Source organism: Bacillus sp. ZY-1-1 (assembly GCF_003047165.1).
Taxonomy (GTDB): domain Bacteria; phylum Bacillota; class Bacilli; order Bacillales; family Bacillaceae; genus Bacillus; species Bacillus velezensis.
In genome coordinates this window covers 536,483-555,218 of record NZ_CP027061.1, presented here as the reverse complement: position 1 = coordinate 555,218, position 18,736 = coordinate 536,483, and the positions used below count along the sequence as shown (strand labels likewise).

17 protein-coding genes and 2 pseudogenes are annotated in these 18,736 nt (G+C 44.6%); 1 reads left to right on the top strand and 18 read right to left on the bottom strand.

What is annotated here, in order from left to right; translation table 11 throughout:
* Positions 1–95: 95 nt before the first annotated feature.
* The 7 genes and pseudogenes from C5I45_RS02860 to ctpB form a co-directional block, all read right to left on the bottom strand.
* Positions 96–678 (bottom strand): annotated as a pseudogene (locus C5I45_RS02860) (transposase); the annotation flags it as partial.
* 156 nt (positions 679–834) lie between these two features.
* Positions 835–1,305 carry a thioesterase II family protein gene (locus C5I45_RS20060; protein ID WP_250636953.1) on the bottom strand — a complete coding sequence of 157 codons (471 nt, stop codon included), beginning with the start codon at positions 1,303–1,305 and terminating at the stop codon, positions 835–837.
* Positions 1,218–1,607: a thioesterase II family protein gene (locus tag C5I45_RS20055; RefSeq protein ID WP_021734092.1), complete on the bottom strand. Its 390-nt coding sequence runs from the start codon at positions 1,605–1,607 to the stop codon at positions 1,218–1,220. The genes C5I45_RS20060 and C5I45_RS20055 overlap by 88 nt, the downstream gene beginning before the upstream one ends.
* 50 nt (positions 1,608–1,657) lie before the next feature.
* Positions 1,658–2,726 (bottom strand): annotated as a pseudogene (locus C5I45_RS02850) (DUF3810 domain-containing protein).
* Positions 2,727–3,016: 290 nt separating this feature from the next.
* Positions 3,017–4,207 (bottom strand): cell division topological determinant MinJ, encoded by a 1,191-nt coding sequence (locus tag C5I45_RS02845; RefSeq protein WP_039063710.1) that lies wholly within the window; start codon positions 4,205–4,207, stop codon positions 3,017–3,019.
* A 74-nt stretch (positions 4,208–4,281) separates the two neighbouring features.
* Positions 4,282–4,635: a swarming motility protein SwrAA gene (gene swrA, locus C5I45_RS02840; RefSeq protein ID WP_014305920.1), complete on the bottom strand. Its 354-nt coding sequence runs from the start codon at positions 4,633–4,635 to the stop codon at positions 4,282–4,284.
* A 372-nt stretch (positions 4,636–5,007) separates the two neighbouring features.
* Positions 5,008–6,369, bottom strand: coding sequence for a carboxy-terminal processing protease CtpB (gene ctpB, locus C5I45_RS02835; protein ID WP_370880548.1), 1,362 nt, complete (start codon positions 6,367–6,369; stop codon positions 5,008–5,010).
* A gap of 206 nt (positions 6,370–6,575) precedes the next feature.
* Between ctpB and C5I45_RS02830 the strand changes: the two genes are divergently transcribed.
* The gene (locus C5I45_RS02830) at positions 6,576–7,982 is read left to right on the top strand and encodes a right-handed parallel beta-helix repeat-containing protein (protein ID WP_060387190.1); all 1,407 of its coding nucleotides are present in this window, start codon (positions 6,576–6,578) and stop codon (positions 7,980–7,982) included.
* Between the two features lie 44 nt (positions 7,983–8,026).
* Here C5I45_RS02830 and ftsX read toward each other — a convergent pair whose 3' ends face one another.
* The 11 genes from ftsX to C5I45_RS02775 all read right to left on the bottom strand — a co-directional run bounded on the left by ftsX (position 8,027) and on the right by C5I45_RS02775 (position 18,511).
* Positions 8,027–8,917, bottom strand: coding sequence for a permease-like cell division protein FtsX (gene ftsX / locus C5I45_RS02825; protein ID WP_058906714.1), 891 nt, complete (start codon positions 8,915–8,917; stop codon positions 8,027–8,029).
* Positions 8,910–9,596 (bottom strand): cell division ATP-binding protein FtsE, encoded by a 687-nt coding sequence (gene ftsE, locus C5I45_RS02820; protein WP_003151418.1) that lies wholly within the window; start codon positions 9,594–9,596, stop codon positions 8,910–8,912. Before ftsE ends, ftsX begins: the two co-directional genes overlap by 8 nt.
* Before the next feature lie 218 nt (positions 9,597–9,814).
* The gene (gene cccB / locus C5I45_RS02815; protein WP_003151417.1) at positions 9,815–10,156 is read right to left on the bottom strand and encodes a cytochrome c551; all 342 of its coding nucleotides are present in this window, start codon (positions 10,154–10,156) and stop codon (positions 9,815–9,817) included.
* Between the two features lie 35 nt (positions 10,157–10,191).
* On the bottom strand, positions 10,192–11,040 hold the full coding sequence (locus tag C5I45_RS02810) for a YitT family protein (RefSeq protein WP_058906389.1): 849 nt from the start codon (positions 11,038–11,040) through the stop codon (positions 10,192–10,194).
* 169 nt (positions 11,041–11,209) lie between these two features.
* A protein-coding gene (gene prfB, locus C5I45_RS02805; protein WP_096034905.1) for a peptide chain release factor 2 occupies positions 11,210–12,311 on the bottom strand; the annotation gives its coding sequence in 2 pieces (ribosomal slippage) (positions 11,210–12,238 and positions 12,240–12,311; 1,101 coding nt in all).
* Between the two features lie 74 nt (positions 12,312–12,385).
* On the bottom strand, positions 12,386–14,911 hold the full coding sequence (secA, locus tag C5I45_RS02800) for a preprotein translocase subunit SecA (protein ID WP_003151414.1): 2,526 nt from the start codon (positions 14,909–14,911) through the stop codon (positions 12,386–12,388).
* A 166-nt stretch (positions 14,912–15,077) separates the two neighbouring features.
* Positions 15,078–15,644, bottom strand: a complete 567-nt coding sequence (hpf, locus tag C5I45_RS02795; RefSeq protein WP_003151413.1) for a ribosome hibernation-promoting factor, HPF/YfiA family — start codon at positions 15,642–15,644, stop codon at positions 15,078–15,080.
* Between the two features lie 194 nt (positions 15,645–15,838).
* On the bottom strand, positions 15,839–16,216 hold the full coding sequence (locus C5I45_RS02790; protein ID WP_003151412.1) for a DUF8042 domain-containing protein: 378 nt from the start codon (positions 16,214–16,216) through the stop codon (positions 15,839–15,841).
* A 9-nt stretch (positions 16,217–16,225) separates the two neighbouring features.
* The gene (fliT, locus tag C5I45_RS02785) at positions 16,226–16,570 is read right to left on the bottom strand and encodes a flagella biosynthesis regulatory protein FliT (RefSeq protein WP_107994214.1); all 345 of its coding nucleotides are present in this window, start codon (positions 16,568–16,570) and stop codon (positions 16,226–16,228) included.
* Entirely contained in the window at positions 16,570–16,971 is a 402-nt protein-coding gene (gene fliS, locus C5I45_RS02780) for a flagellar export chaperone FliS (protein WP_003151407.1), read from the bottom strand. Before fliS ends, fliT begins: the two co-directional genes overlap by 1 nt.
* A gap of 19 nt (positions 16,972–16,990) precedes the next feature.
* Positions 16,991–18,511 carry a flagellar hook-associated protein 2 gene (locus C5I45_RS02775; protein ID WP_015387632.1) on the bottom strand — a complete coding sequence of 507 codons (1,521 nt, stop codon included), beginning with the start codon at positions 18,509–18,511 and terminating at the stop codon, positions 16,991–16,993.
* Positions 18,512–18,736 lie beyond the last annotated feature (225 nt).

The following is an 18,736-nucleotide window of genomic DNA, read 5'->3' as shown; positions in this document are numbered from 1 at the left end:
CAGATTACAGGCTGAAATAGCGGCGTGAAACCGTCCACTCATCTGTTGTTCCATCAGGATTGCTCCTAATAGGCGAATGGCAGACTCACGGCTTCTTCACGCTCACCCGTTTCCCGAATGCCAATGGCTACAACCCATGCCATGCCGTATACTCTGCCACCTTCCCGTACTTTGGGAAACGTAGCGTCAAACCAAACATCGGGTACCACCCTCCAAAGGGCGATTTTTGAATGCCAATACGGTCTCATCTAGCTCCTTGCAGATCCGGGAGACCTTGCTTTTGCTAATCCCTTTCATCCCCAGTGCCTCGGCCAAATCATCCACTTTGCGTGTGCTAACGCCATGCTCATACGCTTCCTGGACCACAGCCAACAATCCCTCTCTTGCTCGTTTACGGGGTTCCAACAAGGATGAGAAGTAACTGCCTTTACGAAGCTTAGGAATTTTCAAATCCAGTGTCCCCACCCGTGTATCCCACCGGCGTTCGCGGTATGCATTACGCTGATTCACACGTTCTGTATTCCGCTCATAGCGTTCTGCCCCAATGTCTTGGACTACTTCCGCCTTCATCTGGGGTTGCACCAGCACTTGCATTGCTTCTCTTAAAAAATCGACATTGCCTTCATTTCCGCTCTTGCGTAACAGCTCCAAAAGTGAGATTCTATCTATAGAAGCCACGGTTTTGATCCTCCTTCTAAAGTTGAGTCGCGTCACTTTAGTAGAATCATACCGTGGCTTCCCTTGTCAAAAGGCACAGTTCTTTTTTAGACCACTACTTGAGACTTTAACGTTTCTCTCATTTGAATTAATTCAAAATAGAATTAATGGGGGAGATTACCCCCGTATTTCCAGGCGATCCAGGTGGGTGGCCTGGAAAATATTTTGAGTCTCTGTATCTTTAACAATAGTATTTACAATATCATTAGGATACCGATTCAAAAAAAAATGTTCTCCTTTAAACTTATGAAATTTCACGTTTCCTTCAACAACTTCACTCCATTTATGCATTTCATTGATATGAGTCGAAAAATCGCTATCCGCATAAAAAACGCTTACTCCACAACTTATTTTTTCTGCTTTGAGCTGAAACTTATAATTGTCCAAAATTATAAAATCTGCTCGCAAAATCGGAAGAAACATATCCATAATCTCTTTTGTATAAAACTCCTCTGGTATTCCCCCATATTGTTCCACCTTTGTCAAGAAAGTTTCATTAGTCATATTTTCAATGTCTTCTCTCTTTTCAAAAATATGTGGAGCATCTCGCCCAGAAAAAAACAGATGCCTTGGTTCCTTAGTTCCCATTTGCTTAAGTTTATAATATACTCATAAGTCAATAAGGCTCCCATGCTGTGTCCAAATATAACATATTCATCGTCATATTCTAATTGTTCACTTATTCTTTTGGCGATATCTTCACTTGCTTCACCAACAGACTGGTAACAAGACTCTGTGAATCGAGTTCCTCTTCCAGCCAATTCACATATACACAATTCATATCTATCCGGCAGTAGTTTTTTCCATTCATAATATGCATTTACCGACGCTCCAGCATATGGAATAGGAAATACTTTTATTTTATTTATTTCACTCACTCCTATGTTCAACTTGAGCCCACTATCATTACTATATAAACCTATAAGTATTCAAGATACATTTAATTGTACTTCTCTATCTCGCTGCTCTGCCAGCAACAAATTCACCATATCACTATAGCTATTCAAACCGTCTGTCTGATTATTTGCCTTCAGATATACATCATTTACATTTCTTGAAATACTTGAAATAACACCCTCATACTTATCCCGGTACTGCTCATTTTGTTCTATATCATGCTGCACCGCCTTGGACAGACTGGACATTATATCAGACGCCTGATCTGGATCCACTTTCTTTAGCTCAGATATAGAATAAACAAATGCTAGAAAAAAACCACTGTAAAGTATCATTGGATCATCCTGCTGCTTACATGCCAGATATGCTATAAAATTTGCCTCATCCTCATGCATGAAACCACTCTGATGTGCCAATTCATGTGCCATAGTAGCAGGCACCAAGAAAACGGGCACATTAACATTGATATTGGATTCATAAGTAAAAGGGACAAAGATGCCATTTATCCCTGCATGCGACATTAGCTTTGACATCACAACTGGTTTTGGTGTTGAGTATAAAGAATGCTCCAAAATAGGATATTCCTTTGATAACATTTGCATCGAGAACACTGCGTGTTGTGCATAATAATCAAAAACCTCTGGTACTTGAGCCAAAAGATCAGTGTCCGCTAACTTTTCCCTTGCCAATTCCATTTCAACGGCAAGCGACTTACTCAATTTGACCAGTTCCTCCTTGCTGTAGTTCTCTTCTTTATATTCGGTATAAGACAAAAAAGAATATCTGTAATAGTTTATTCCACCCAAAATAGTATAACAAAAATATATCACGCTACAGATCGTAACGATTCCTAGAGCACCACGATAAACTACCATCCTACGTACACCTTTACTCATGATAACCTTGCGCACATAATAAACGATATAAAATAGAAAAAGTAACACAACCAACACGACGAGCCATTCACTAACAGAAAACTTGACCCAAGAAGGTACAAATCCTACTATTTTTGACAATAACGGATATACAGACCTACTGTATTTTTCCGCCCAATCCTGATGGTTCTGCGCGTATTTTGTCAGTATGTAAGCTATAACTCCAAGTGAAATCAACGGTAATCTCTTAAGTAAAAGCTTTTTTATAATGTACTCCCCCTATCCAACATAACCATTATAATCAGTTATTCTTAATATATATCCCGCTAAAGATTCATCTTCTAAAGGTTTTGGAGTTAGCAATAACCTTTCCAATAAGCCATACCTCTCCTTCATTTATTTTTTTATTATTTCAAAATAAAACAGCTAAGAAAATATAATTTTCTTAGCTGTTTTACTTTCTAACTGATTTTGAAATCTAGTTTAGGAGTTCTTGAAACTATTCCGAATAATTATGAAAAATCACATTATAATGCTGTCATTTCTTCGTGCTCGTGTTCATCCTGCACGAATAAAATACCTAATTCATGATGTTCGCCTTCATAGGACGCGCGCTGATCAAAACGGATCTCACCGTTCAGGCCGATGATCTCCATTTTTACAAATGCGCGGTTTTTTTGAAGTGCTTCATAAAAATCCGATACATGTTTCACGGGGATGCCGTTTACTTTCGTAATAATCTCACCGATCTTCAGCTCAAGATCGTCCGCGGGTGTATTCGGAATGATGCCGAGCACCATTAAGCCCTGATCCCGCTTAGAGAAATAAAACGGAGCCGCGTTATCGTTCAGCCGCTGTCTTAATGATAAAAACAGGCGTCCGAGCACCGCAATACAAGCGGCAGCTCCGGCAAGCGGAGTCCACCAAAGGGCAGCTGCCCCGAATGCGGTCACGATAACCCCGAGAATCATGACGCGTTTCGCCGTTATCCTTATGCTGACTTCCGGAAGTGACCCCTGCACACGCTGTCCGAAGCCGGCGATATAAGGAATCCAGATCAAATGGAAAGAGCCGCCCGGTACGGTAAAGACAGGCCACCAAGAAAGGTGTGACTCAAGCCCGCTGCCCGGCACCAATAAGAAAAGCGGAAGCAGCCATGCGCGATTCGCCAATTGTCGGCCGATGGGCAGGCCTCTGCTGCTGACGACAAGCGCCGGAGATGTTTTCAGATGCGCTGAACGGCAGGCAGCCGCTCCCTCCGTGATAATCAAAAGGCCCATAAACACGGCCGCCGATGCCCAATTCACGCCGAATGCCTGCGGAAACCGATCCGCAAACGGCACTGTGTGGGTATACTGAAGGATAAACGCAATGAACATGCCGGCGCTGACAATATAAGCTGAGGACAGCCAATTCATACGGAACGTCAGCGAAGCCAAAGCCGTCACGGCCGCGATTATGCCGAGAAGACCGAATGGAATCGAAATTCCCAGTCCAAAAAATAATATGGAGAGAAGAATACCCGGTATAAGTCCTTTTATGTATGTAAAGATAAGCTCGTCATACATATCCGCGATCTTTGTATGAAACGTATGGCGTTCACGTTTGATCCGCAAATATCCGCATGCGAGACTTATGATGATAAAAAACCAGAACATCGGGTGCAAAAAAAACAGACCGATACTTTTCAGAAGTTCAATTCCCCATTGAACAGACACTGCTTTCACCGCCTCAAGCCAAACATTTTAATTCTATTCTACCAAATAATCATTGGCTTGAATATCTCAAACGTCTATCTCTCTTCCGTCATCCACAGCGTTACATTTGAGAGAGAGAAATCTTTCAGATAGTGGTCAACCTCCACCTCGATCACGCCGCTGATCAGAAGCATGGACCGCTTAATATCCGTCAGATTGATTCCTAAACGTTTATGGTTTTTCATTAAGTAAGTGAAATAATGCTTCGCACACTCTTCATTGATTTCGTGAACGCATTCAACATTTGTGTAATTGACCAGGTATCTGCTGAACAGCATAAGAAGACTTAGTGCTTTTGTTGATGAAAATGTGACGTCTTTTGTTCTGTCTTTTAGTTGTTCCACTAATTCATAATATTTTTTTTCACGCACAATACTTGCCCTCTTCAATTGTGAACCCCCATTTTTTTATCCAGATAAGCACGGGTGATTACAGCTGCCGTGCTGAAGCGCCGCAAACACTTCTGCTTTCGATACTGAAATGCAGCTGCCAAACTAAAACTGTTCTCTATTAGAACCTTCTTTTATTGTAAGAACTAAAACTGACTGAGGCAACTTTCAAAAGTTTCATTTTGAATACATATTAAATCGGCATAAAGTCTCTCTTCTCTATAAATATCGGGTAATGTTTGTCCTTTATAAATGTTTAAATGTGAAAATTTTTTTAATATCTTGTCAAAACCGTCATAATTATATGTCTTTTGGTTCACTTTTTATGAATGACAAAGGAAACAGGAGACGCAAAAAACGCCTCCTTTTCATTTATTTTACAAATAATGATTTTAACGCCATTTGCAGCTGCAAATCATTTTTTTCGTCAGATTTCTTTTCATTCATCAGCTGATTCATTTTTTCCGCTGTCTTTTTATCAATGACCGCTGTTTTATCAAGCTTGTACCGGTCTTGAAACGCCAGAACGGCTTTTTTCATTGTTTTGCTGAAATAGCCGTCCGCTCTGCCCGGGTCGAAGCCTAGGCCTTTCAGCAGGATTTGGGCGTGCTTGACATCCGCGCTGTTCATATCAGGCTGAAGCGGCTGTTTCAGCTGAAGCGGTCCCGCCGCAAAATAATCCGGCTGGCTCACAGCGATTGTCGGAGCAATGCCTTTTTTGTGAATCCAATTGCCCTTCGGTGTCAGCCATTTGTAAAGCGTCAATTTAATGTTGCTCCCGTCTCCCATAGGCACGGCCTGCTGAACCGTTCCTTTACCGAAAGAAGTGTCGCCGACAACGTCATAATGTCCCGCTTCTTTTAACGCGCCCGCAAGAATTTCTGAAGCGGAGGCGCTTCCTTTATCTGTTATAACATTGACGGGATACGGCTTCTTATGTTTTAAGGTTGAGAAATATTGTTTTTTATCGCCGTTACGCTCCGCAATTTGGATATACGGCATGTCTTTTGTGATGAAATGCTTTAAAATTTGTTCGACGCTTTGAAGGTAGCCGCCGGGATTCCCCCTTACATCAAGGACGAGACCGTCAATCCCTTGTTTTTCAAGCTTTTTCAGCGCCGCGGCGAAGTCCTCGGCGGTATGCTCGGAAAATGTCGATATGCCGATGTAGCCGACATGATGACCGCCTGATTCTTTGCGGGAAGCAAATACGGTTTCAAGCGGGATTTCCGCTCTTTTAATCCGGAATGACAGCTGTTTTTCAGTACCCGGACGCTGTATTTTAATAGAAACCTTCGATCCTTTTTTTCCTCTGATTTTCAGCACGGCTTCGTTTAAATCTTTCCCGTTCATTGACACGCCGTTTATACTGATGATTTCATCATTCGGCTTGAGGCCCGCTTTTTCTGCCGGAGATTGCTTAAACGGTGATACGATAATGATTTTATTGTCTTTCATACCGACTTCAGCTCCGATCCCTTCGAAAGAAGAATCAAGAGAATCGGAAAATTGCTTAGCGGTCTGCTTGTCCATATAAACGGAATAAGGGTCGTTTAATGTAGACAGCATCCCCTGAATCGCTCCTTCAAGAAGCTTTTCTTTATCTACATTTTCCACGTATTCGTTCGAGATCAGCTCATATGCTTTTTCGATTTTTTCCATTGCCCGGGTTCTTTCTGCGTCTGATGAATTCGGCTGTGCCGCCCCGGCAATATGGGCTCCGCCGCACATCATGCTTAGGGCCGCTATCACTGCGATCATTTTCTGCTTCATCGTTTACCTCCTCTTAGTCCTTTTACGAAAACCTGGAGATAGTATGTGTAAATTGCAAAGAATTCATGTAACGGCAACAAAAAAATGAAAATGCGAGATTGTTTCATATATATGGGTAACGTATAATATTTTGTATGCAATTCATTAAATATACAGGAGAATGCGATATGAAAATAAAATTATCGATTTTATCCGCGGCGGTTCTGGCCGCAGGCATTACCGCCTTTGTCTGGCCAAAAACAGAGGCCAATGAGAAAGCGCAGACGGACGCCTTGTATGTTTCTCCCGCAGGCAGCGACCAAAATGAAGGAACGAAAGAAAAGCCGTTCCGCACATTAAAACATGCGGCTGAAAAGGCAGAGGCCGGGACAACCGTATTGATTCGGGAAGGGACATATGATGAAACGTTTGAAGTAAAGCACAGCGGCACGGCCGAAAAGCCGATTACATTTCGGAACTATCAGAATGAGCATGTCTCAATCAGCGGCAAATCTGCGCCAAAAAGCGATTCTGAAACTCCGTTAATCCAAATCCGCAATAAACAGTACATTACCATTCACGGCGTTACGCTTGAGAATCTCTCCGTATCATCAGAAGATGCGACGGCCATGGGGATCTGCGTCACCGGATCAAGCAGTCATATCAACATTGACGGCAACCATATCCGGAACATTAAAACCACGGCTGATGAAGGAAATGCACACGGCATCGCATTTTACGGCACAGGTGCCATGAAGGATGTCAGCATTACAAATAATACGGTTGAAAAACTGACGCTCGGCGCAAGCGAAGCGGTCGTGCTGAACGGGAATGTCGACGGATTTAAGATTGCCGGCAATACCATCCGGGACAATAACAATATCGGGATTGACGTGATCGGATACGAAGGAACGTCCAAGCAAAACGACTATGCGCGAAACGGCGTCATTGAAAACAATACGGTGAGCCATAACTCTTCTTACGGAAATCCCGCTTACGGAGATGAATATTCAGCGGGCGGTATTTACGTTGACGGCGCAGAACATGTGGACATTAAGAAAAACACCGTTTACAACAATGACCTTGGGATTGAAGCCACCTCTGAGCATAAAGGGAAATACGCACGAGATATCCGGATTACGGATAACAAGGTGTACGGCAATGCATACACCGGTATTTCAATCGGAGGCTATGACACGAAACGCGGCGGCACCATCAATTCGGTGATCGCTCACAACATCATGTACCGAAATGACACGAAGGACCTTGACGGCGGCCAGCTGCTCCTGCAGTACGGCACAAAAGGGAACACGATCGAAAAAAACATCATGACGGCAAGCGATTCACGGATTTTTATCGCAAATGATTTTACGAAAAACGAAGAAAATACCGTTAATCATAACGTCTATCACAAAGAAGCGGGAAAAGACGGCATCTGGAATTGGAAGAACAGAGAATATGATTCATTCACAGCGTACCGAAAAGGAACGGCAAACGATTCGGATTCCATTTATGCGGACCCGATGTACCGTGACGAATCGTCTTATGACTTTACATTAAAGCCCGGATCACCGGCCCTGCCCGTCATTCAGTAACGAAACCATTAAAAAAAGCCAGTCTGTATCAGACTGGCTTTTTTTTATACACGAAGGAATTTCCGGATGGAAGTCAGACTTCCCCATACTCCGATCACCGCGCCGATCAGAATGAGCACAAGTGATACTTGAAACACAAACGGACTGTACGGCAGAAGTGAAACAAATGATCCCTGAACTTTCGGGGCCACCCAAGCGACCATCGACTGGTACGTACTCAGTACGAGAGCGATCGGTATGACAGAACCGAATACCCCCAGCAGCAGCCCTTCCAGGAAGAACGGCCAGCGGATAAACCAGTTTGTCGCGCCGACAAGCTTCATGATTTCAATCTCTTTTCTTCTGGCGAAAATCGTGATTTTAATCGTATTCGAAATTAAGAACATCGCCGTGAACAGAAGGCCGATGATTAACGCAACCCCGATGTTGCGTGACACCCCGACGATCTTAAACAGACGGCTGACTTCTTCTTTCCCGTATGTCACTTTATACACATGATCAAGCTTCTCAATTTTTTTCGCAACTTTCGGCGTATCATGCGGATCTGTCGTTTTGACGATAAACGCGTTGTTCAGCGGGTTTTCCTGATCTTGCATTTTCATGGCCTTTCCGCTGTCGCCGAAGCTTTTGACCAATTGATCAAGCTCTTTATCTTTAGATGAAAACTCTACGCTTTGGATTCCTGAAATGTCTTTTATCTCATTCTGCAGCGTATCCTGCGTTTTCTTATTTGACGTCAGATCGATTAATACTTTAATTTCCACTTCTTTTTCAGCATTTTTAGCCATGTTGTTTAAATTCAGCATAATGACTAAAAACACGCCGACCAAAATCAATGTAACGGTAACGGCACTGATGGATGCAAATGTCATCCACGTGTTTCTTCCGAGAGATTTAAAACTCTCACGCAAATGGCGCCCGAGAATTTTAATCATAAGAACCATACTCCCCTCTTGACTCATCACGCACAATAATTCCGTCTTCGATCGCGATGACCCGTTTCTTCATGGTGTTTACTATTTCTTTATTGTGTGTCGCCATCACGACGGTCGTTCCGCGGTTATTAATCTCTTCCAGCGTCTTCATCACTTCCCATGATGTTACCGGATCAAGGTTGCCCGTCGGTTCGTCAGCTATCACGACGTCAGGATTGTTGACGATGGATCTTGCGATGGAAACACGCTGCTGTTCTCCTCCGGAAAGCTGGTCGGGAAACTGCCGCGCTTTATGCTTCAGCTGCACAAGATCGAGCACTTCGAGCACGCGTTTTTTAATGACCGACTGCTGCTCTCCGATAACCTCAAGCGCAAACGCTACGTTTTCAAATACCGTCAATTTCGGAAGGAGTTTGAAATCCTGGAAAACAACACCTATTTTACGCCGCACGAAAGGAATCTCTTTTTCTTTCACAGCCGCGAGATCTTTATGATTAATCAATATTTGCCCTTTTGTCGGTTTTTCTTCTCTGTAAATCATTTTAATAAAAGTAGATTTACCGGCTCCGCTCGGTCCTACGACATATACAAATTCCCCGGGATGAATCATGACTGACAGCCCGTTAATCGCTTTTACACCGTTCGGATAGGATTTATATACTTCTTTCATCTCTATCATGAAATCACCTAATCTTTTATTTATGTCTTGCAGCCATAGAGTTCGCAAACATACAGCGGTTTATGGCCGATTCGTCAGGAAACAGATGAAAAATCTGAAAGTTCCTTTTCCTCAGTACACTTCATTATACGTCAAATTTAGACATATTACTATTACAGTTTCTTTTCATTCCCAGACCGAGAAAAAACCTTGCCCCTATAACAGGCAAGGTTTTTCTGTTATTTTTTCTGTGACAGCCATTTTGCGATCTTCGCGGCTTCCTCATCATTTACAAGATGGCTCGGCATATTGCCGCGTCCGTTTTTAATGATGCTTTCAATTTTAGCTTCATCATACTTCCCGCCGACTTCCTGTAAATTCGGACCTCCGCCGCCTTCTAGGTCTTTACCGTGACAGCCGATACAGCTTTGCTGATAAAGTTCTTCACCCGCTGACGCAGATGCTTTTGATCCGCCTGAGCTGTCAGAGCTTTCTTTTTTCGATTCATTGGATCCGCCGCATGCCGCCAGCAGGACGGACATGGTCAGAACCAGCGCCAGCAGCGCCCATTTTGATTTCATATGTAAGATGCACCCCTTCGCTATTATAACCTCGTTTACGCGCGTTTGAAACCCTCGCCGAGCACCTCGCTTGCGTCTGCGACAATGACAAAGGCTGACTCATCAATTTGTTTGACGATTTGTTTCAGTTTTGTGAATTCGGTCTGACCGACGACACACATTAAGATCGGCCGGTCATGTTCCGTATACCCGCCGACTGCGGAAATCTTCGTCACACCCCTGTCGATTTCTTTAAACACAGCTGATCTGACGGCTTCTTCATGCTGCGTAATGATTAAAGCCATTTTGGAGCGGTTGAACCCGACCTGCACGACATCAATCGTTTTGCTTGAAATAAATACCCCGAGCATCGCATACAGTCCCTGCTCCACTCCGAAAACGAGCATCGCGCTCAGCACAATTAATCCATCCATGATGGCAAGGCACGTTCCCAGCGACAGCCCCGTGTATTTGTGAATGATCTGCGCCGCCAGAGCCGTTCCCCCCGTGGAGCCTTTGCCGAGATACACGATGCCGATTCCCGTTCCGATCCCGACGCCTCCGAAAATCGCCGCCAGCAGTTCATGGGTCGTCGCGGCAGGCAAATCTCTTGTTAAAAAGACGGCAAGCGGCAGAACGATGGAACCGACCAGTGTCTTCATTCCGAACTTCCCGCCGAGAATGATCACTCCGGCGATAAACAAAGGGATGTTAATAATCCACTGCACATAAGCCGGTTCAAAACCAAACGTTTCTAAAATGGTGCTGATCCCGCTTACTCCCCCCGCTGCTATACGGTTCGGCAGCAAAAATACGTTAAACACGACCCCCGTAATCGCCGCGCCGATCATGATATATATGTAATCTTTGATCAGACGGAGCGGCTTATTGTGATTCACATCCATGCAAAATCCTCCGTTCTCCGATTTTCTCTCGATAGCATTTTAAGTCTTCCCGGCTTAGAAGTAAATAACAGCCAAATACCGTATTAATTTGCTAAAGCGCTGTTGTGAAAAATGGAAAAAGAGAACGGATAAAAAAACACACCTTGCCAAAGGCAGGTGTGTTCCCGGATTACGACAGTTTAGAACGTAAATAGGCGTCAATGAAGATATCGATATCTCCGTCCATAACCGCCTGCACGTTCCCCATTTCCGTATTGGTGCGGTGGTCTTTCACCATGGAGTACGGATGGAAGACGTACGAGCGGATTTGGCTGCCCCAGCCGATTTCTTTCTGTTCGCCGCGGATTTCGTCAAGCTCCGCCTGCTGTTCTTCAATTCTGCGCTGATACAGCTTCGCTTTGAGCATTTTCATCGCCCGGTCGCGGTTTTTGATTTGGGAGCGTTCCGTCTGGCATGTGACGACTACATTTGTCGGCAGGTGGGTGATCCGAACGGCTGAATCAGTCGTATTGACGTGCTGTCCGCCGGCACCGCTCGCCCGGTACGTATCAACTTTAATATCTTCGGTACGAATATCAATGTCGATTTCTTCATTGAATTCAGGCATGACTTCACATGACACGAATGACGTGTGACGGCGGCCTGATGAATCAAATGGAGAAATCCGCACGAGGCGGTGTACGCCTTTTTCCGCTTTTAAATAGCCGTATGCATTGTGGCCTTTAATAAGCAGTGTGACTGACTTAATTCCTGCTTCATCTCCCGGGAGATAATCAAGCGTTTCAACTTTGAAGCCGCGTCTTTCCGCCCAGCGGGTATACATTCTGAGCAGCATGGAACCCCAATCCTGGGATTCCGTACCGCCGGCGCCCGGGTGAAGTTCTAAAATCGCGTTATTTTTGTCATATGGTTCACTGAGCAGCAGCTGAAGCTCAAATTCATTCAATTCCTTCGTTAATGACTTCAGCTCTTTTTCAAGCTCTTGCTGAAGGTCCTGGTCAGGTTCTTCTTTTAAAAGATCATGTGTCATTTGCAGCTCTTCGTGAGACTCGCTCAGCTGATGATAGGAGTTCACGTATTCCTTCAGACCGTTCGCTTCGTTGATGACGGTTTGGGCCTTCTGCTGGTCATTCCAGAATTCCGGTTCCGCCATCTTTTCATCTAATTCTGCAATGCGGGCTTCCTTTGATTCGAGGTCAAAGAGACCCCCTGAAGTCCGCTAAACGAGAAGCCATATTTTCGAGCTCTGCCCTGATTTCTGATAATTCCATTCCATTCACCTCATTAAAAGATCCGGGGCGCCATAAGACGCAGACCCGGTCATGTTCGCTTCATACAGTCGAGACTATTCTGTCCGGCCGCAGCAATTTTTATATTTTTTTCCGCTTCCGCAATGGCAAGGCGCGTTGCGTCCGATATCCACAACTTTGCGGACCGGCGCTTTTTTCGCTTGTTTGGCCTCATCGCCGTCCTGCGGCTGATGAGCCGTCGTTTGGCCCTGAACAACTTCTTCGCGTTCCAGATTGCTTTCAATCTCGGCCTTCATGACGAATTTCGCAACTTCGTCCTCAATGGACTCAATCATGTGCTCAAACATTGCGAAGCCTTCCATTTGATATTCACGCAGCGGATTTGTCTGCGCATAAGCGCGAAGGTGAATCCCTTGACGCAGCTGATCCATCGCATCAATATGATCCATCCATTTTGAATCAACGGCACGCAATACGATGACTTTTTCAAATTCACGCATCTGCTCTGTACCGAAATTCTCTTCTTTTTCATTATATTTTGTCATGATGCGGTCCATGATCATCTCATGCATTTCATCCGGTTCTTTTCCGAAGATATCGCTCTTTTCAAGCGCGCCTTCATCAAGATACGTTGAATTCACCAGCTCCACGAGGCCGTCAAGATTCCATTCTTCCGGAAGCTCCTCTTTCGGCGTATAAGCTGCAATCGCACGCTCCAGAGAAGACTTGATCATGCCTTCCACAATGTCGCGCAGGTTTTCAGAGTCAATGACTTCAAAACGCTGCTTGTAAATGACTTCGCGCTGCTGACGGAGCACGTCGTCATATTGAAGAAGCTGTTTACGTGAATCGAAGTTGTTTCCTTCGACACGTTTTTGAGATGATTCCACGGCGCGTGACACCATTTTGCTCTGAATCGGCGTGGAGTCATCCATACCGAACCGGTCAAGCATCGCCATCGTCCGTTCAGCTCCGAAACGGCGCATCAATTCATCTTCCATTGAAAGATAAAATTGTGTGATGCCCGGGTCTCCCTGACGTCCTGAACGTCCGCGGAGCTGATTGTCAATCCGGCGGGATTCGTGGCGTTCCGTACCGACGACCGCAAGACCGCCAAGCTCTTTTACGCCTTCGCCGAGTTTAATGTCGGTTCCGCGTCCCGCCATGTTGGTCGCAATCGTGACAGCGCCTTTTTGTCCCGCTTCTTCAATAATCTGAGCTTCACGCTCATGGTTTTTGGCATTCAGTACCTGGTGCGGAATCCCTTTATTCTTCAGAAGTTTAGAAATCAATTCAGACGTTTCAACGGCAACCGTACCGACAAGAACCGGCTGTCCGGTCATGTAGCGCTGGGCGACATCCTCCGCCACCGCCTTGAATTTCCCTTCCATTGAGCGGTAGATCAAGTCCGGACGGTCGTCACGGATGACCGGCTGGTTGGTCGGGATGGATACAACCTGCATGTTATAAATATTGCGGAATTCTTCCTCTTCCGTTTTTGCGGTACCGGTCATACCGGCCAGCTTCTCGTACATACGGAAATAGTTTTGGAACGTAATCGTCGCCAATGTCATGCTTTCATTTTGAATCTCCAGGCCCTCTTTCGCCTCAATCGCCTGGTGAAGACCTTCGCTGTAGCGGCGTCCTTTCATCAGACGGCCGGTGAAGGAATCAACGATGACGACCTGGCCGTCCTCAACAACATAATCCACGTCTTTCTGCATCGCCGCATGGGCTTTTAAAGCCTGGTTGATATGGTGGTTCAAGGCCACGTTTTTGACGTCAAACAGGTTGTCGATGCCGAACGTTTTTTCAGCCTTCGTCATTCCTTCTTCCGTCAGCTGAACGCCTTTCGTTTTGACGTCATACGTATAATCCTGATCTTTCTTGAGCGTGCGGACAAACGCATTTGCCTGCACGTACAGTTTTGTGGACTTCTGAGCTTGTCCGGAAATAATCAATGGCGTTCTCGCTTCATCGACTAAAATTGAATCGACTTCATCAATAACGGCAAAATGAAGCGGGCGCTGCACCATTTGTTCTTTATAGAGCACCATGTTGTCACGCAAATAATCAAAGCCGAGTTCATTGTTCGTTGAATACGTGATATCGGCTGCGTAAGCTTCGCGTTTTTCGTCTTTTGACATTGAATTCAGGTTCAGGCCGACTGTAAGCCCGAGAAACGCAAAGATTTCTCCCATTTGCTGGGCATCACGGCTTGCCAGATATTCGTTGACCGTTACGACGTGAACGCCTTTTCCCGTCAAGGCATTTAAATACACGGGAAGCGTAGACGTCAGCGTTTTCCCTTCCCCTGTTTTCATTTCGGAAATGTTCCCCTCATGAAGGGCGATGCCCCCCATCAGCTGCACTTTAAACGGGAACATGCCGGTTACGCGGCGGGAAGCTTCACGAACGACGGCAAACGCTTCGACAAGAAGGTCATCCGTCGTTTCTCCTTTTTCAAGCCGCTCTTTAAATTCTGCCGTTTTATTTTTAAGCGCCTCGTCAGAAAGATTTTCATAATCTCCTCTTACGGCATCAATGTCATTTGCTATTTTTTCGTATTTGTTCAGCGCACGTTTGGTCGGATCAAACATTTTATTTAAAATCCCAAGCATCTATAACGCTCCTCTATGTTCACATGCAGATTTTGCATGGAATAAATGATAATTTTCTGTCCATGTATACCTCTCATTATCATAACATACCTTTTGCTATTTCCAAAGAATTTGCAGATAAAGATAGAGAAAAACCTTCCGCGCGTTCACGGAAGGCTGGGTGGGTTTATTCAGTCGGTTCAATTAATCCGTATTTGCCGTCATTTCTGCGGTAAACGACATTTGTGAGATTCGTCTCCGCGTTGGTGAATACGAAGAAATTATGTCCGAGCATATTCATTTGGAGAATCGCTTCTTCATTATCCATCGGTTTTAAATTAAAACGCTTTTGACGGACAATTTCCGGGCTGTCATCTTCAATTTCGTCCTGAACCGCTACGCCCGTATCAGCAGCGCTGCCGTTCTCGAAATAATGTTTCGGAAGACCCTGCTCGCGGAATTTTCGGTTGACTTTTGTTTTATGCTTTCGGATTTGACGTTCCAGCTTGTTTGTTGCGAGATCAATTGCATTGTACATATCCTCGTTATGCACTTCAGAACGAAGCGCCAGATCAGTCATCGGAATGGTGACTTCAACTTTGGATTCCTTATCGTTATAGAATTTTAAGTTGACGTTCACATCGGCATTGACGCTCTGCTCGAAATATCGTTCCAGCTTGCCGATTTTTCTCTCCACATGATCCTTTAACGCAGGTGTAACCTCAATGTTTTCTCCTCTGATATTGTAGTTCATCAAAGAACGCCTCCCTTTATCTAAGGATATGTAACTATTTCTCTTTTACCCCTTCTGATCCCTGCTGAAACGTTAAAATAATGTGTAAATTCGGTGAACGATGACGAATGGTGTCGGTTTTATCCGGCAGCTTCCGGCAGGATTATAAGTATATGCAAAGGACGCAGGCAAAAGACCTGCCGCTTGCAGCAGGTCTAGTGAAGAACATACGGTTTGATACAGTCGTGCGTCTGCTCCATCCATAGCTTATAATGCGGCAGAAATATGGTTTTTAAAAACTCCTGAAAAGGGGCGGACGGGAAATCATAATCATTTAACATGCTGAAATCCTGAAAGATCTCGTCAAATGAGCGGATCGCCGTCTCCACGCATCGGCACTCAATGATAGACAGCAGAAGCGCATGAGAGGAATCGAGATGAAAAAAAGCCTGAATCAAATCGTTGTAAATCCGCTCGCCCTCCGTCTTAAAAAAATCATCCTGTGTGTCCAACAGGTAGCAAAGCCCCTCATCAATCGTAAAAAGAAGCTGGTAATAGGCTGACACCAAATGGTAATCGTTCAAACTTCTCAAAACACTCACCTATTTGCGTTTGTCGTAATAACGGCCGTCACTTGTCGTTTGCTGATACGGATTGAAATACGTATTATGGTAGATTCGTTTTTTCTTAAGCGTTTTTATTTCATTTCGGATACCATCCTGAATCCGTTTCACTTCGCCGGTAATCAGACGGTCCATCGCGGCCACCTGCCGAAGCAGCGTTTTTTCTTCTTCGGAAAAAGGCGGCTTTATGCCCGCAAGCATCTCCTCCCTTTTCTCCGTAAATGCCGTAACGCTGCTGATAAGACCGTCGCTTTCCGGGGCGTCCTTCAGTGCGGCGTACATGTTCTTCGTTTCGTTATACAAAGAAAAGACATTTCTGTTCATCAGGCAAGGCCGCCCGCGCCATGGCTGTTTTTCCGTTCACTCTGCATGGCCTGCTTCCACGTGTCGCGAAATTCAGTAACGAGCTTTTCCGCTTCATCTAAAAACTCTCCGTTATTCTGCACGTTCGCGTCGATCAGCCGGCGGCGGATGTAATCATAAATGGATGACATCTGCTCGGAAATCTCAATCTCCCGGTTTAACGTGATGCTGAGCTCTTGAATGATGTTTTGCGCCTTTACAATATTTTCATTTTTGGCTTCAAGGTTGTTTTGCTTCATCGCCTGCCTGGCCAGCTTAATGAATCGCAGGCAGCCGTTATAAAGCATAAGGGTCAGCTCTTCCGGAGCGGCTGTAAAGACGGATGTCTGCTGGTAAGCAGCAAAAGGATTATTTATTGCCATTTTTATAAAACCTCCAAGGTTATGATGTTGAAGATCCTAACATTGACGTGAGATATGAAGATTGGCTGTTCAATTTCTCCAATGCCGTATCCAGTGCGCTGAACTTTTTATAATATCTCGTCTCGATGTCATCCAGCTTCGTTTTCATATTGGAAATATTTGTTTCTATTTCATCCAAGCTTTTTCCAATGGCAAAGCTGGTTGATACCGAGCTTTCCGTACCCGCCTGTTTTGAAATTTGAATCTGCATTTTGTTTAATGTGTCTTTTAATCTCCGGGCAATCCCCTGTTCCTCCGGGTTTTTGGTTTTCGCTGTATCAGGGCTGTCTGCATTAAACAGTTTAGCCACGAGAGCAGGATTCTCGGTAATTTTCTGTTTCAGTTTCGCTTCGTCTTTAATGACAAGCTTTCCTTGATCCGTATAACTATCAGACGTCTCAATTCCGAAATCGGCAAGCTGATATTTTTTCCCGTCAATCGTAACCGTTGAGTACAGATCAAGCCGCATCTCCGCCAAACCGTTCTGCAGCGTGCTGTCGCTCCGTAATAAACCGCTTTTGGCCTTTGCTTCCCACTGCTCAATCTGCTTATCGGTCATCGCTTCTCTTTGTTCATCGGTTAGCGGCTTATAATCACGGTATTTTGATTCTGTCACCTTCTCATTTGCGCTTTTAATTAACGTATTGTATTTATCAACGAAATCTTTAATGTTGTTAAAAATGCCGTCCGTATCAGTCGTGCTGTTAATCGTAACCGTTTTGTTGCTGTCCGTCACGCTGTTCAGCGTGTATTTGATGCCGTTGATCGTAAAGTTATTTGACGTTTTTGTCATTTCAAGCCCGTTGAACGTAAACTTCGCGTTTTTCCCTTCGGCATTGGCCGTCAGTTCATTTGTTGCATCATCAACGGCAAAACCGAGCTGATCTTTCAGAAAGCTTTTGGTCGCGTCATCACCTGCTGAAAGGGTAAACCCTTCCCCCGTTTTATTGGAAGTGAACGCAATCGTGTCCACATAATCCGAGCCGTTAGAGATTTTCTCTTTTAAAGCCGTCACTCCGAGACCCGAGCTGTTCAGTTTAGAAATGACATCGTCAATCGTATCGGTTGCGGCGATCGTGACGTTTACCTCAGTCGGCTTCGTTTCCCCCGGATTTGTGACATTGAATTTCAATGTTTGGCTTTGACCCGAAGTGAAATTGATGGCCCCTGAGGATTTATAAGTCGTCGGCGTAGCCAGCTGCTGTACAGACATGCTCGTTGAAATATTCTGTTCGGCACTGACGGCCACCGCGCTGACACTGGAATCCGAACTTGTTACTGTTTTTTTATTCCAGTTTGTGGACATCAGCATATTATTAAATGTAGTAGAATACATGTCGGCAATCTGGGTATTCATTTCCCGATAAGCATCGCGCTTCCATTCAAGCGTCTGCTTTTGCTGGTTTAATTTATTAAGCGGCTGCTTTTCGGCATCCATCATTTTTTTCACCAGAGAATCTACATCAAGACCGGAATTAAGGCCTGTGATTCTTGTGACCATATGTACCCTCTCCTTTTCGGCGTTTAGTCGTAGACGGCTCTATGACAACAGTGAGTTTCCGACTGTTTATCATATCACAGCTCCATAAATGTATGATCTTATTCTTATATCGGTCATATTAAAAGGTTTTCAATAATTTAACTGCAAAATATAATGTTTCATTTTGTCAATAGGGTTCTTTGGCTTGCTGAAGGAGGAGTTAGCTGAAGAAATAAAAAAAAGACC